We start from the raw sequence: 14,810 nt of genomic DNA, 5'->3' as shown, positions 1-14,810 counted from the left end.
ATCAAGAAAGGCTGCTCGAAAGAGTGGCCTTTTTTGTGTCTGGCAAAAAAGACTACATTACAAAGATTTTGTAATTATTTTCCTCCGCAGGGATTGGTAACTTGGCTGGATACCCCCATCCTGTCGCGCATAGCTCAAGAGGTGATTGATGCGCGCCCACTCGTCTGACCCGCAAGACCCTGTTACTGCGACACAACCGATCAAGGCCGAACGATTGCGCTGGCTGGATCGGATCAGTCAATACCGCCAGTCTATTGGGCTCGCGGTCACGTTGCTGCTGTTTGCGATTGCCTTGATTGCCTGCCGCCACTTACTGAGCGAGCTTGATCTTTACGCCCTGCACGATTCGATTCTGGAAGTGCCACGACCGGCCCTGCTCGGTGCGATAGCTGCCACAGTGGCCGGGTTCATCATTCTCCTGGGCTATGAATGGTCCGCCAGCCGTTATGCCGGGGTCACACTGCCGCCACAGACCATGGTCCTGGGTGGGTTCACCGCATTTGCCATCGGCAACGCCATCGGCCTGTCGCTGCTGTCGGGCGGTTCGGTTCGCTACCGTCTGTATGCCCGCCATGGCCTGGGGGCATCGGATGTAGCCCACATGACCTTGTTCGCCAGCCTGTCCCTGGGCTGCGCGCTGCCCCCTTGGCTGCCTTGGCAACCCTCAGCAACTTGCCTGCCGCCTCTGCGGCACTGCATTTGCCGGCCACGTTGCTGGGGGCGATTGCCGTAGCAGTGTTGTTGCTGACTTGCGTGCTGGCCATCGGCATCTATCGTAGGCGCCTGCCAGAGCAGCCCTATCGCGATGCCCTTCTGGTCAAGGCCGGGCGCCGCACGCTGCGGATGCCGGGGCGACGCCTGACGTTCCTGCAATTGGTCATCACCGCACTGGACGTCGCAGCCGCCGCCACAGTGCTGTATCTGTTGCTGCCCGAAGCGCCGCCATTCGGTGCCTTCCTCCTGGTGTACCTATTGGCGCTGGCCGCCGGCGTACTCAGTCATGTGCCTGGCGGGGTCGGGGTGTTCGAAGCGATCCTGCTCGCCGCGTTTGCCGACAAGCTGGGGGCCGCACCACTGGCCGCCGCGCTGCTGTTGTATCGCTTGATCTACGTATTGCTGCCGATGCTGGTGGCTTGTGTACTGCTGCTGATCAACGAGGCGCAACGGCTGTTCCAGACACGCCAGACCCTGCGGGTAGCGTCGGGTTTCGCAGCACCGATCCTGGCAGTGCTGGTATTCCTTTCGGGCGTGGTGCTGCTGTTTTCCGGTGTGACACCGGAAATCGACACCCGCCTGGAGCACATCGGCTTCCTGATCCCTCATCGACTGGTGGACGCTTCGCACTTCGGTGCCAGCCTGGTGGGCGTGCTGTGCCTGTTGCTCGCCCAAGGCCTGCGCCGTCGCCTCTCGGCCGCCTGGATGCTGACCACCATTTTGCTGCTGGTGGGCGCCCTGCTCTCGCTGCTCAAGGGTTTTGACTGGGAAGAAGCCACGCTGCTGACCCTGACGGCCGCCCTGCTGGCGGTGTTCCGGCGATCCTTCTATCGTCCAAGTCGCCTGACCGAACTGCCGTTTTCCCCGCTGTTCCTGATTGCCAGCCTTTGCGTGCTCGGCGCGTCGATCTGGCTGCTGCTGTTTGCTTATCAGGACGTGCCCTATAGCCATCAACTCTGGTGGCAGTTCACCCTCGACGCGGACGCCCCTCGTGGCTTGCGCTCGCTGCTGGGGGCTGCGGTGCTGCTGGTGGTGGTGTCCCTGACCTGGTTGCTGCGCACCGCGCGGCCGGTGATCCATTTGCCGACGGCAGAAGAGCTGGAACGGGCCAAGACGATCCTCATGGCGTCTTCGCAACCCGACGGCGGCCTGGCCCTGACCGGTGACAAGGCATTGCTGTTTCACCCCAATGACGAAGCCTTTCTGATGTATGCCCGCCGTGGTCGCAGCCTGGTGGCGTTGTACGACCCGATCGGCCCCACCCAGCAACGGGCTGAAATGATCTGGCAGTTCCGCGACCTGTGCGACATCCACCATGCCCGTCCGGTGTTCTATCAGGTGCGCGCGGAGAACCTGCCGTACTACATGGATATCGGTCTGACGGCGATCAAGCTGGGTGAAGAAGCACGGGTCGACCTCAAGCGCTTTGATCTCGAGGCCAAGGGCAAAGAGATGAAGGACTTGCGCTACACCTGGAATCGCGGCACCCGTGATGGCCTGTCGCTGGAAATCCACGAGCCGGGCCAGGCGCCGATGGATGAGCTCAAGGTCATTTCCGATGCCTGGCTGACCGGCAAGAACGTGCGCGAGAAAGGCTTCTCCCTGGGTCGTTTCAGCGATGACTACCTCAAGCACTTTCGTATCGCGGTGATCCGTTTCGAAGGCCGCCCGGTCGCATTCGCCAACCTGCTGGAAACCCACAGCCATGATCTGGCCAGCCTCGACCTGATGCGCGCCCACCCCGAAGCCCCGAAGCTGACCATGGAGTTCATGATGGTCGGCCTCATCCAACATTATAAGAACCATGACTACGCCCGTTTCAGCCTGGGCATGGTCCCACTGTCGGGCCTGCAGCCGCGGCGTGGCGCGCCGCTGACCCAGCGCCTAGGCTCGATGGTGTTCCGCCGTGGCGAGCAGCTCTACAACTTCCAGGGGCTGCGCCGCTTCAAAGATAAATTCCAGCCTGACTGGGAACCTCGTTACATGGCCGTGCCCGCCGGACTTGATCCGCTGGTGGCGCTGGCCGATACCGCCGCCCTGATTGCAGGCGGCCTGACTGGATTGGTGAAACGCTGATGATGCAACGCTCCTGGCGATACGTAGTGGCCGCCCTGCTGGTGCTGGCGGTGATTCTCGGTGGCGGCTATTGGTACTGGAACCGCCCGGCCCCGCAACCCGTCCTGGAACAACTGGCACCCGCCGATGGCGTAGCGATGACCCGGGTCATCCCTGGCACCAAGCCGCGTGCCCAGGTACTGGTGGCGGTCAATGAAGACCAGAAGCTCAGCGACACCCAGTTGACGACCCTCAGCCGCAGCGGCTCGGCGCAGATCGTCCAGGTGATCCTGCCCAAGGACTGCATGCTGCAAGGTCGCGCCCTGCAGGCCGGTCTGCGGCAGCTCCAGGGGCCGGCTACGCTGGTCAGCGGCATCGGCCCAGGCGCCGTGCTGGCCTGGCGCTGGTTGGCCGAGCAGAAAGATGACAAGGCCAAGGCCGTTTCGGTGGACCTGGCCCTGGAAAAACCCGGCTGTACCCACCTGCTGCCCAAAAGTGCCGCCCATGGCCACTGGCTGGTGGCGTGGAACGATAACCCTGACGACACCAGTGCCGGTTTCGTACGGGATCAGAAAAATGCCGAAACCAGCATCAGCGACTACGACATCAACCTGCCGCAGGTGCTGAACAACGAACTGCGCAAAATCCTCGTGGGTACCGACAAAGCCAAAGGCGGCCTGAGCATTCCGGTGGTGGAAGTCCCTGCCAGCCAGGCACGGGACACCGTGACCCTGTTCCTCTCCGGTGACGGTGGCTGGCGGGACCTGGACCGTGACGTGGCCGATGAAATGGCCAAGATCGGCTACCCGGTGGTCGGCATCGACACCCTGCGCTACTACTGGCAGCACAAGAGCCCGGAACAGAGTGCAGTGGACCTCGCCGAACTGATGCAGCACTACCGCCAGATCTGGGGCACCAAGCGCTTCATCCTGACCGGCTACTCCTTCGGCGCCGACGTACTGCCAGCCATCTACAACCGCTTGCCAGCCACCGAACAACAGCGGGTCGACGCGATCATCCTGCTGGCCTTTGCCCGCACCGGCAGCTTCGAGATCGAGGTTGAAGGCTGGCTCGGCAACGCCGGCACCGAAGCCGCCACCGGCCCGGAAATGGCCAAGCTGCCGGCCGACAAAGTGGTGTGCATCTACGGAGGCGAAGAAGCCGACGAAAGTGGCTGCACCGACAAGACCGCCGTGGGCGAAGCCATCAAACTGCCTGGCGGCCACCACTTCGACGAAAACTACCCGGCCCTGGCCAAGCGCTTGATCGATGAGATCAACAAGCGCCAGAACAAGCCTGCCGACCAGTGACCTGATGCAGGCATGACAAAAAGCCCCGGCAGCCTTGGTTGCCGGGGCTTTTTTATGCGGGCCTGGCTTCACATATGCCCCCTTTGTGGGAGCGAGCTTGCTCGCGATGACGGCAGCACCGTCAACATCACCGTCAACTGACCCACAGCTATCGCGAGCAAGCTCGCCCCCCACAAGGGCTTCACTCTGGCATCAGTATTCGTACCACCCACAAAAAAGCCCCCGTCACCACCAGGCAACGAGGGCTTTTTGTTCAGACTTACATTTCGACCTGCGTTCCCAACTCAATCACCCGGTTCAGCGGCAGATTGAAGAAGCGCAGATTGCCATTGGCGTTCTTCAGCATGAAGGCGAACAGTATCTCGCGCCAGCGGGCCATGCCCTCAAGCTTGGAGGCAATGACGGTCTCGCGACTGAGGAAGTAGGTGGTGCGCATCGGACTGAAGTCCAGGTCATCCAGATGGCAGAGCTTGAGCGCCTGCGGAACGTCCGGCTCGTCGGTAAAACCGAAGTGCAGGATCACCCGGAAGAAACCTTCGCCGTAGGCATCCACCTCGAAACGCCGTTGCGGCGGTACCCGGGGGATGTCTTCGTATACTACCGTCAGCAGCACCACTTGCTCATGCAACACCTGGTTGTGCAGCAGGTTGTGCAACAGAGCGTGAGGCACGGCGTCCGAGCGTGCAGTCAGGAACACGGCGGTGCCCTGTACGCGATGGGGTGGTTGTACGCGAATACTGCTGATGAAGATCGGCAAGGGCAACGCGCCTTCGTCCAGGCGCTCCACCAGCAATTGCTTGCCGCGCTTCCAGGTGGTCATCAGCACAAACAAGGCGATACCGGCGATGACCGGGAAAGCGCCGCCCTGAACGATCTTCGGTACGTTGGCGGCAAAGTACAAGCCGTCCACCAACAGGAAACCGACCAACACCGGCACCGCCAGCAACGGTGGCCACTTCCACAACAGCAGCATGACCGCCGAGACCAGGATCGTGGTCATCAGCATGGTACCGGTCACCGCCACGCCATAGGCCGAAGCCAATGCGCCGGAAGATTCGAAACCCAGCACCAGCAACACCACGCCGACCATCAGCGACCAGTTCACCGCGCCGATGTAGATCTGGCCCTGCTCGGCGCTGGAGGTGTGCTGAATGTACATGCGCGGGATGTAGCCGAGCTGGATCGCCTGGCGTGTCAGGGAGAACGCGCCGGAAATCACCGCTTGCGAGGCAATCACCGTGGCCAGGGTCGACAGACCCACCAGCGGAATCAGCGCCCAGCTCGGTGCCAACAGATAGAACGGGTTGCGCGCCGCTTCCGGGTCACCCAGCAACAACGCGCCCTGACCGAAATAATTGAGTACCAGCGCCGGCAGCACCAGGATGAACCAGGCCCGTGCAATGGGTTTGCGCCCGAAGTGGCCCATGTCAGCGTACAGCGCTTCGGCACCGGTCAGCGCCAGCACCACAGCGCCGAGGATCGCCACGCCCATGCCCGAGTGGTCGACAAAGAAACGCACGGCCCACATCGGATTCAACGCCTGTAACACTTCCGGGTGCTGGCTAACACCGTAGACACCGAGGGCGCCGAGCACCAGGAACCAAGTCACCATGATCGGGCCGAACAGGATGCCGATCCGCGCGGTGCCATGGCGCTGGATGATAAAGAGCCCCACCAACACCACCAATGACAGCGGCACAACCCAATGATCGATCCCTTCAAACGCCAGACCAACGCCTTCGATCGCCGAGAGCACGGAAATCGCCGGCGTGATCATGCTGTCGCCATAGAACAACGCCGCGCCGATCAAGCCGCAGACCACCAGCAACTTGCGTAACCTCGCCCGTCCCGCCGCTGCCCGCCGCGCCAGCGCGGTGAGCGCCATGATCCCACCCTCTCCCTGGTTGTCGGCGCGCAGGACGAACATCATGTACTTGATCGACACGACCCAGATCAGTGACCAGAAAATCAGCGACAGGATGCCCAGCACCCCATCGTGGTTGACGGGCACACCATAGGCGCCGGAAAACACCTCTTTGAGGGTGTACAACGGGCTCGTGCCGATGTCGCCATAAACCACTCCGACCGCCGCGACCAGCATGCTCAGCGGCTTCGCTGCCGAATGCTCGGCACCCGCCGCCTGACTACTTGCATGACCCATCCAACACTCCTGATTCCCAAACCTGTCTTCTTCAACGAAGCCCTATGCTTTGTGATGCAGCATGCGCTGTTTTTTTACATGTCGTTACAGGTGTTTTATTGACTGTAAAAATCACTGAAGCGCAAAGGCGCGAAGCATAGCGCAGCACTCGTCGTATTTCCCGGTATAAAGCTGGTCAAGCAGCCCAGCCACAGATAGAATTGCGCACTTTTTGATCAGAGGCGCGCCAGGCGCCCTGTCTCGGCAAGAGACGATCCCCCTTACACCGAGGTTAGACATGTCCACCACTACCGCGCCAGCCAATCCGAAGGTTGGCTTCGTATCCCTGGGTTGCCCGAAGGCTCTGGTCGACTCCGAGCGCATCCTGACCCAACTGCGCATGGAAGGCTATGACGTTGTGTCCACCTATCAGGACGCCGACGTGGTGGTGGTCAACACCTGTGGCTTCATCGATTCGGCCAAGGCCGAGTCCCTGGAAGTGATCGGCGAAGCCATCAAGGAAAACGGCAAGGTCATCGTCACCGGCTGCATGGGTGTGGAAGAAGGCAACATCCGCAACGTGCACCCCAGCGTATTGTCCGTGACCGGTCCGCAGCAGTACGAACAGGTGGTCAACGCCGTGCACGAGGTGGTGCCACCGCGTCAGGACCACAACCCGCTGATCGACCTGGTGCCGCCACAAGGTATCAAGCTGACCCCGCGCCACTACGCCTACCTGAAGATTTCCGAAGGCTGCAACCACAGCTGCAGCTTCTGCATCATCCCGTCGATGCGCGGCAAACTGGTAAGCCGCCCGGTGGGCGATGTGCTCGACGAGGCCCAGCGCCTGGTCAAGGCCGGTGTCAAGGAACTGCTGGTGATCTCCCAGGACACCAGCGCCTATGGCGTCGACGTGAAATACCGCACCGGTTTCTGGAACGGCGCGCCGGTGAAAACCCGCATGACCGAACTGTGCGAGGCCCTCAGCACCCTCGGCGTCTGGGTCCGCCTGCATTACGTCTACCCGTACCCGCATGTCGACGAACTGATCCCACTGATGGCCGCTGGCAAGATCCTGCCGTACCTGGACATCCCGTTCCAGCACGCCAGCCCGAAGGTCCTCAAGGCCATGAAGCGCCCGGCGTTCGAAGACAAGACCCTGGCCCGCATCAAGAACTGGCGTGAAATCTGCCCGGACCTGATCATCCGTTCGACCTTCATCGTTGGCTTCCCCGGTGAAACCGAAGAAGACTTCCAGTACCTGTTGGATTGGCTGACCGAAGCCCAGCTCGACCGCGTCGGCTGCTTCCAGTACTCCCCTGTCGAAGGCGCACCGGCCAACGACCTGGACCTGGACGTGGTGCCGGACGACGTCAAGCAGGACCGTTGGGAGCGCTTCATGGCGCACCAGCAAGCCATCAGCTCGGCTCGCCTGCAAATGCGCATCGGCCGCGAAATCGAAGTGCTGGTGGATGAAGTGGACGAGCAAGGCGCCGTGGGTCGTTGCTTCTTCGACGCCCCGGAAATCGACGGCAACGTGTTCATCGACAACGGCAGCAACCTCAAGCCGGGCGACAAGGTCTGGTGCAAAGTGACCGACGCCGACGAGTACGATTTGTGGGCTGAACAGATCGGTTGATCTGGACATGCCACAGCCGCTCTTTGTGGCGAGGGGATTTATCCCCTCGCCACAGTTCCGTGCTTACAGCCATTAACTCGCCCACCTCGAAAAATTAAAAAGCCCTGCCTTGCGACAAGATGCGGGGCTTTTTTACGGCTATCGTATGGAGATATTCAGCACAAGGAACAGGCGGACATGCGCCAGCATTCGGTCATCCACACACCGAAATCCAGCGATTACCAGGAACTGACCCGCGTCTGGGAGGCTTCGGTGCGGGCCACCCACGACTTTCTGCCGGACAGCTATATCGAGCTGCTGAAAAACCTCGTGCTCAACCGTTACCTCGATGCGGTGATGCTCATTTGCACCCGCGACACTCGCCAGCGGATCACCGGTTTCGCCGGCGTCGCGGCCGGCAAGATCGAGATGCTGTTCATTGACCCGCAACACCGTGGCCAGGGCCTGGGCAAGCAACTGCTGCGCTACGCCATGGAACACCTGAATGCCGATCAACTGGACGTCAACGAACAGAACCCACAGGCCCTGGGTTTCTACCTCAAGCAGGGGTTCGAAGTGGTTGGGCGTTCGGCGCGGGACGGCATGAACCAGCCTTACCCCCTGTTGCACATGCGCTACAAACAGCCCGACCTGAAGGCCCGACGCGGCTAAAAGCCACACGAGGCAAATGGACCCGCGATTAACCGGCGCCAGGCAGGTACAATGCCCACCCTCTTTTTGTTACGGCCCTGTCATGACTGACCCGATTCGTCTCTCCAAACGCCTCATCGAACTCGTCGGCTGTTCCCGTCGGGAGGCTGAGTTGTTCATTGAGGGCGGCTGGGTCACCGTGGATGGCGAAGTGATCGATGAACCGCAGTTCAAGGTCACTACCCAGAAAGTCGAACTCGACCCCGAGGCCAAGGCCACAGCACCGGAGCCGGTGACTCTCCTGCTGAACGTCCCGGCGGGCATGGATGTGGACACCGCGATGGCCTCCCTTGGGCCACAGACCCTGAGCGACGAACACCGCTTCGGCAAGCGACCGCTCAAGGGCCACTTCCTGCGCCTGACCGCCAGTGCCGACTTGCAGGCCAACGCCAGCGGGCTGCTGGTGTTCACCCAGGACTGGAAGATCTTGCGCAAGCTCACCGCCGACGCCGCCAAGATCGAGCAGGAATACGTGGTCGAAGTTGAAGGCGAAATGGTCGCCCATGGTCTCAACCGCCTGAACCATGGCCTGACCTACAAGGGCAAGGAGCTGCCAGCGGTCAAGGCCAGCTGGCAGAACGAGAACCGCTTGCGCTTTGCCATGAAAAACCCGCAACCGGGCGTAATCGCGCTGTTTTGCCAGGCGGTCGGCCTCAAGGTGGTCGCCATTCGCCGCATTCGCATCGGCGGCGTGTCCATCGGCAAGGTGCCGCTGGGCCAGTGGCGCTACCTGTCCACCAAAGAGAAATTCTAATTTTCCGGCGCCGCACCGAGCTGGGGCGCCCATTGCCGATTGATCAGGATTGCACACATGATTCACAACGACGTACTGCGCAGCGTGCGCTACATGCTCGACATCAGCGACAAGAAAGTCATCGAGATCATCAAGCTGGGTGGCCTGGACGTCTCTCTGGCGGACCTGACGGGCTACCTCAAGAAGGACGAGGAAGAAGGCTTCGTGTTCTGTCCTGACGAGGTCATGGCGCATTTTCTCGATGGCCTGGTGATCTTCAAGCGTGGCAAGGACGAAAGCCGTCCGCCGCAGCCGATCGAAGTGCCAGTGACCAACAACATCATCCTCAAGAAGCTGCGGGTGGCCTTCGAGTTGAAGGAAGACGACATGCACGCCATTCTCAAGGCCGCCGAATTCCCGGTGTCCAAGCCGGAACTGAGCGCGCTGTTCCGCAAATTCGGGCATACCAACTACCGCCCGTGTGGCGACCAGTTGCTGCGCAACTTCCTCAAGGGCCTGACGCTGCGCGTGCGCGGCTGACTTTCCCTGGTCGCCCTGATCGTTCCCACGCTCTGCGTGGGAACGCAGCCTGGGACGCTCCGAGTCCCCAAAAGCGTAACGCGGAGCGTCACTAGAGGCGCTCCCACGCAGAGCGTGGGGGACGATCGATCTACTATCATCCCATCTACCTCTTTTCGATCCCAACCCATGACCTACAACGTCTCCCCCATCGGCTTCGTTCGCTCCTGCTTCAAGGAGAAGTTCGCCATCCCCCGCCAACCGCAACTGGCCCCGGCCGCGCGCGGCGTGCTGGAACTGGTGGCGCCGTTCGACCAGGGTGATGCGGTACAGGGGTTGGAGCAGGTCAGTCACATCTGGCTGCTATTTCTGTTCCATCAGGCCCTGGAAGACAAGCCACGCTTGAAAGTCCGTCCGCCGCGCCTGGGCGGCAATAAGTCCATGGGGGTATTCGCCACCCGCGCCACCCACCGTCCCAACGGCATCGGCCAGTCGGTGGTGAAGCTGGAACGGGTCGAAGCCGCACGCCTGTGGATCTCGGGCATCGATTTGCTGGATGGCACGCCTGTGCTGGACATCAAGCCCTACGTCCCCTACGCCGACATCATCGATTCGGCGTCCAACAACATCGCCAGTGCCGCGCCTGAGCTGATCCCTGTGCAATGGGCGGATACCGCCCTGCTGCAAGCCCAAGAGCACGCCTCGCGCCTGCAAGAGCCCTTGGTGGCGCTGATTGAACAATGCCTGGCCCAAGACCCACGCCCGGCGTACCAGACTCCTACAGCCGAGCGAGAATATGGCGCGCAGTTCTGGGACCTGGACGTTCGCTGGCATTACCCGCAGCCGGGGTTGATCCGGGTGTTGGAAGTCGTTCCTGCGGTTAAATAAAACCCGGAAACGAAAAAGCCCGCGCGGCCTTCATCAGGCGGCGCGGGCTTTTTTGTGGGCTAACTGTTGGATCGAGTCGCTGCCATCGCGAGCAAGCTCGCTCCCACACTTGATCTGGGTTGCTCACAAGATATGACTGAATACAAACCCTGTGGGAGTGAGCTTGCTCGCGATGGCGATCTATCAGTCGCCACAAATACAGCTTACTTCTCTACAAACGCCCGCTCGATCAGGTAGTCACCCGGCTCACGCATACGCGGCGAAACGGTCAGGCCGAAGCTGTTGAGCACTTCGCTGGTCTCGTCGAGCATGCTCGGGCTGCCGCACAACATGGCGCGGTCGTCCTGCGGGTTGATCGGCGGCAGGCCGATGTCGCGGAACAGCTTGCCGCTGCGCATCAGGTCGGTCAGGCGACCTTCGTTCTCGAACGGTTCGCGTGTCACGGTCGGGTAGTAGATCAGCTTTTCACGCAGCGCTTCGCCGAAGAACTCGTTCTGCGGCAAGTGCTCGGTGATGAATTCGCGGTAGGCGACTTCGTTGACGTAACGCACGCCGTGGCACAGGATCACTTTTTCGAAACGCTCGTAGGTTTCCGGATCCTGGATAACGCTCATGAACGGCGCCAGGCCGGTGCCGGTGCTGAGCAGGTACAAATGCTTGCCAGGCTTGAGGTCGTCCAACACCAGCGTGCCTGTAGGCTTCTTGCTGATGATGATCTCGTCGCCTTCCTTCAGGTGTTGCAACTGGGAAGTCAGCGGACCGTCAGGTACCTTGATGCTGAAGAACTCCAGATGCTCTTCCCAGTTCGGGCTGGCAATCGAGTAAGCGCGCATGAGCGGGCGGCCGTTGGGCTGTTGCAGGCCGATCATCACGAACTGGCCGTTCTCAAAGCGCAGGCCCGGATCGCGGGTGCACTTGAAGCTGAACAGAGTGTCGTTCCAGTGATGAACACTGAGGACACGCTCGTGGTTCATGTTGCTCATGTACGGTGACTCCTGGGGAATGATGCCTGCGTCGTTAATTTGCGCAATTGCATCGCATTCTAATGGCGGCGACAATATCTGTTAAATGGATTATTAAGATAAGGGTTATCGGTTATATCGATATGCGATTTACTCTCCGTCAACTTCAAGTCTTCGTCGCCGTCGCTCAGCAAGAGAGTGTGTCCCGTGCTGCGGGCCTGCTCAATCTGTCACAGTCGGCCGCCAGCACCTCCATCACCGAACTGGAGCGCCAATCCAGTTGCCAGTTGTTCGACCGCGCCGGCAAACGCCTGAGCCTCAACGCCCTGGGCAAACAGCTGTTGCCCCAGGCCGTGGCGCTGCTGGACCAGGCCAAGGAGATCGAAGACCTGCTCAATGGCAAGTCCGGTTTCGGCTCACTGGCGGTCGGAGCCACGCTGACCATCGGCAATTACCTGGCGACCCTGTTGATCGGCGGCTTCATGCAGCGCCATCCGGAAAGCCAAGTGAAGCTGCACGTGCAGAACACTGCCAATATCGTGCACCAGGTTGCCCACTATGAAATTGATCTGGGTCTAATCGAAGGTGACTGCAGCCATCCAGACATCGAGGTGCAAAGCTGGGTCGAGGACGAACTGGTGGTGTTCTGCGCACCGCAACACCCGCTGGCCAAGCGCGGCCACGCGACCATGGAGGAACTGACTCATGAAGCGTGGATTCTCCGGGAACAAGGTTCCGGCACACGCCTGACCTTCGACCAAGCCATGCGCCACCATCGCAGCGCGCTGAACATCCGCCTGGAGCTGGAACACACCGAAGCCATCAAGCGAGCCGTGGAGTCGGGCTTGGGGATCGGCTGCATCTCACGCCTGGCCCTGCGCGACGCCTTCCGCCGCGGCAGCCTTGTCGCGGTGGAAACCCCGGACATGGACCTGGCGCGGCAGTTTTATTTCATCTGGCATAAACAGAAATATCAGACATCGGCCATGCGCGAATTCCTCGAACTGTGCCGAGCCTTCACCGCCGGGGTGCAGCGCAGCGACGAAATCGTGCTGCCGGCCATAGCCTGATGGGTTAAAGCAAAATCACGCCCCACACCAACGCAATCATCGTCAGGGCGACGAGTTGGGCAGCACTGCCCATGTCCTTGGCGTTTTTCGACAATGGGTGCAATTCCAGGGAGATGCGGTCGATAGCCGCCTCCACCGCCGAGTTGAGCAACTCCACGATCAGCGCCAGCAGGCAGACCGCAATCAGCAGCGCCTGCTCGACACGGCTGACATTCAGAAAGAACGACAACGGAACCAGGACAACGTTGAGCAGGACCAGCTGGCGGAACGCTGCTTCGCCGACAAAAGCGGCACGCAGCCCGTCCAAGGAATAGCCAGAGGCATTGAGGATGCGTTTCAGGCCGGTTTGGCCTTTAAAAGGTGACATAGAGTAGGCAACTGATCGAAAGGAGTGGAGAAGCTAATTCAAACCCAGTCAAAAAAGCGTGAACAAACGCACTAAGGCTGCGGTGAAATTGACTCAAGTTGTTGCAACAGCAAGGCCGCCTGGGTCCGGGTTCGCACATTCAGCTTACGAAAAATCGCCGTGACATGGGCCTTGATGGTGGCTTCCGAAACGTTCAGCTCGTAGGCGATCTGCTTGTTCAGCAAGCCTTCGCAGACCATGGTCAACACCCGGAACTGCTGCGGCGTGAGGCTGGCCAGGCCTTCGCTGGCGGCCTTGGCTTCCGCGGATACGCTGACCGCTTCGAACGCCTGGGGCGGCCAGGATACGTCGCCATTGAGCACGGTTTTCACCGCCTGCTGGATATTTTCCAAGGAGCTGGATTTAGGAATGAATCCACTGGCGCCAAATTCGCGGGCCTTGACCATCACCGAAGCTTCTTCCTGGGCCGAAACCATCACCACGGGGATCTGCGGATATTGGCCACGTAACAGCACCAATCCTGAAAAACCGTATGCACCCGGCATGTTCAAGTCCAGCAGTACCAGGTCCCAGTCGGCCTTTTCGGTCAAGCGGGCTTCCAGCTCCGCGATACTGGCCACCTCCGTCAGCCGGACATCCGGGCCCAGGCCCAGGGTCACTGCCTGACGCAACGCGCTGCGAAAGAGCGGGTGGTCATCGGCAATCAGGATTTCGTATGTGGCCATTTTTAAAATGATCCTGTTTTTTAATGGCAGGCCCGATGCATTCGCGCCTCGCCAAAACAACTCAAGACACCGCCAAACAGCGATATCCACAGGGGCAGGTTCAACGCCAAACACAGCGTCTCAAACTTGGGCCGCACCCTGGTCGGCGCCAAGCATGCCCAGCGAAGCCGGGGTGGTCAAGCAGCACGGCCGGTACCGTGTGCAGTATGGGCCACTATTGGGCCAATACTGCGTGCGCCTTACGGATAAAGGGTTGCAACTCGGCGTGAGCCGGGGTCGATACATTCAGCTCCTGCTGGCATTTGGCGCCCAGGTAGTGCTGGCTGAACACATCGAAATAGGCATCCAGGGCCGAGGCCGCGTCGCTGTCCCCTGCCAGCTCCAGACACAACGCCGCCACTTCGGCGGTGCACAGGTGCTCACTGCGGGTAGAACGGCGCAAGCGATAGCGCGACAGCTTGTCGGGCAGCAGGCTGAGGATCGGCAAGCGATCAAAGTACGGGCTTTTGCGGAAAATCTTGCGCGCCTCCGTCCAGGTCGCGTCCAGTAGAATGAACAGCGGACGCTTGCCATGCTCGAGATCGACTGTGTGGGTGACCCGCGACGGCTCGACGTATTCACCGGGAAACACCAGGTACGGCTGCCATTGCGGGTCATTGAGCAGCGCCAGCAGTTGCTCGTCGACTTCGGTACGCGACCAGATGAACGCGTGATTGTCGCGCACCACGTCGGCAATCAGCCAACCGGTGTTGCTCGGCTTGAACACTTCCTTGTTGGTCATGATCAGGCAAACCCCGGAACGGGTCTCGACGCTCGGTCGCCAGGCGCACAGGCAATGGCTTTCGATCACCCGGCAAGCGCTGCAACGGGGCGCACGCCAGCCACGGGCCTGGATCGGCTTGATACCTTCATCGATGCGCTGGTCGCGCAGGCGAGCTACGGCGTTAGGGGCATGTTTCATCGTGGGCGACGCCGACAGACAGGAAAACTCACAAACA

Annotated in this window: 12 protein-coding genes and 1 pseudogene; 8 read left to right on the top strand and 5 right to left on the bottom strand. The window is 60.7% G+C overall.

The genetic code is table 11. The features are described 5' to 3' along the window. Window positions 1-148: 148 nt before the first annotated feature. Window positions 149-2,790 (top strand): annotated as a pseudogene (mprF, locus tag J9870_RS06100) (bifunctional lysylphosphatidylglycerol flippase/synthetase MprF). Continuing rightward, window positions 2,790-4,079 carry a virulence factor family protein gene (locus J9870_RS06095; RefSeq protein WP_210643113.1) on the top strand — a complete coding sequence of 430 codons (1,290 nt, stop codon included), beginning with the start codon at window positions 2,790-2,792 and terminating at the stop codon, window positions 4,077-4,079. Before mprF ends, J9870_RS06095 begins: the two are co-directional and overlap by 1 nt. A 259-nt stretch (window positions 4,080-4,338) precedes the next feature. Here J9870_RS06095 and J9870_RS06090 read toward each other — a convergent pair whose 3' ends face one another. Next, on the bottom strand, window positions 4,339-6,240 hold the full coding sequence (locus J9870_RS06090) for a potassium transporter Kup (RefSeq protein WP_210643112.1): 1,902 nt from the start codon (window positions 6,238-6,240) through the stop codon (window positions 4,339-4,341). A gap of 277 nt (window positions 6,241-6,517) precedes the next feature. Between J9870_RS06090 and rimO the strand changes: the two genes are divergently transcribed. From rimO to tsaA, 5 genes are all read left to right on the top strand, one after another. Beyond that, on the top strand, window positions 6,518-7,858 hold the full coding sequence (gene rimO / locus J9870_RS06085) for a 30S ribosomal protein S12 methylthiotransferase RimO (protein ID WP_014336847.1): 1,341 nt from the start codon (window positions 6,518-6,520) through the stop codon (window positions 7,856-7,858). Between the two features lie 177 nt (window positions 7,859-8,035). Continuing rightward, entirely contained in the window at window positions 8,036-8,509 is a 474-nt protein-coding gene (locus J9870_RS06080; protein WP_210643111.1) for a GNAT family N-acetyltransferase, read from the top strand. 82 nt (window positions 8,510-8,591) lie between these two features. Next, a complete protein-coding gene (locus J9870_RS06075) occupies window positions 8,592-9,302 on the top strand; it encodes an rRNA pseudouridine synthase (RefSeq protein ID WP_210643110.1) in 711 nt (236 codons plus the stop codon). Between the two features lie 57 nt (window positions 9,303-9,359). Next, window positions 9,360-9,821, top strand: a complete 462-nt coding sequence (locus J9870_RS06070; RefSeq protein ID WP_014336844.1) for a DUF1456 family protein — start codon at window positions 9,360-9,362, stop codon at window positions 9,819-9,821. 168 nt (window positions 9,822-9,989) lie between these two features. Beyond that, complete coding sequence (gene tsaA, locus J9870_RS06065; protein WP_210643109.1) at window positions 9,990-10,688, top strand: tRNA (N6-threonylcarbamoyladenosine(37)-N6)-methyltransferase TrmO; 699 nt, start codon at window positions 9,990-9,992, stop codon at window positions 10,686-10,688. A 203-nt stretch (window positions 10,689-10,891) separates the two neighbouring features. On the opposite strand, the gene fpr is transcribed toward tsaA, so the two are convergent. Then, window positions 10,892-11,671, bottom strand: coding sequence for a ferredoxin-NADP reductase (gene fpr, locus J9870_RS06060; protein WP_003198368.1), 780 nt, complete (start codon window positions 11,669-11,671; stop codon window positions 10,892-10,894). Between the two features lie 122 nt (window positions 11,672-11,793). Here fpr and J9870_RS06055 point away from each other — a divergent pair, with 122 nt between their 5' ends. Continuing rightward, on the top strand, window positions 11,794-12,720 hold the full coding sequence (locus tag J9870_RS06055) for a LysR family transcriptional regulator (RefSeq protein WP_210643108.1): 927 nt from the start codon (window positions 11,794-11,796) through the stop codon (window positions 12,718-12,720). A 4-nt stretch (window positions 12,721-12,724) separates the two neighbouring features. Here J9870_RS06055 and J9870_RS06050 read toward each other — a convergent pair whose 3' ends face one another. The 3 genes from J9870_RS06050 to J9870_RS06040 all read right to left on the bottom strand — a co-directional run bounded on the left by J9870_RS06050 (window position 12,725) and on the right by J9870_RS06040 (window position 14,773). Next, the gene (locus J9870_RS06050) at window positions 12,725-13,087 is read right to left on the bottom strand and encodes a diacylglycerol kinase (RefSeq protein ID WP_210643107.1); all 363 of its coding nucleotides are present in this window, start codon (window positions 13,085-13,087) and stop codon (window positions 12,725-12,727) included. Window positions 13,088-13,158: 71 nt separating this feature from the next. Next, complete coding sequence (gene erdR, locus J9870_RS06045; RefSeq protein WP_210643106.1) at window positions 13,159-13,812, bottom strand: response regulator transcription factor ErdR; 654 nt, start codon at window positions 13,810-13,812, stop codon at window positions 13,159-13,161. 214 nt (window positions 13,813-14,026) lie between these two features. Further along, window positions 14,027-14,773, bottom strand: coding sequence for a tRNA-uridine aminocarboxypropyltransferase (locus J9870_RS06040; protein ID WP_210643105.1), 747 nt, complete (start codon window positions 14,771-14,773; stop codon window positions 14,027-14,029). Between the last annotated feature and the right edge of the window lie 37 nt (window positions 14,774-14,810).

Source organism: Pseudomonas sp. Tri1, from assembly GCF_017968885.1.
Classification (GTDB): Bacteria; Pseudomonadota; Gammaproteobacteria; order Pseudomonadales; family Pseudomonadaceae; genus Aquipseudomonas.
This window is presented reverse-complemented; position numbering and strand designations above follow the sequence as displayed.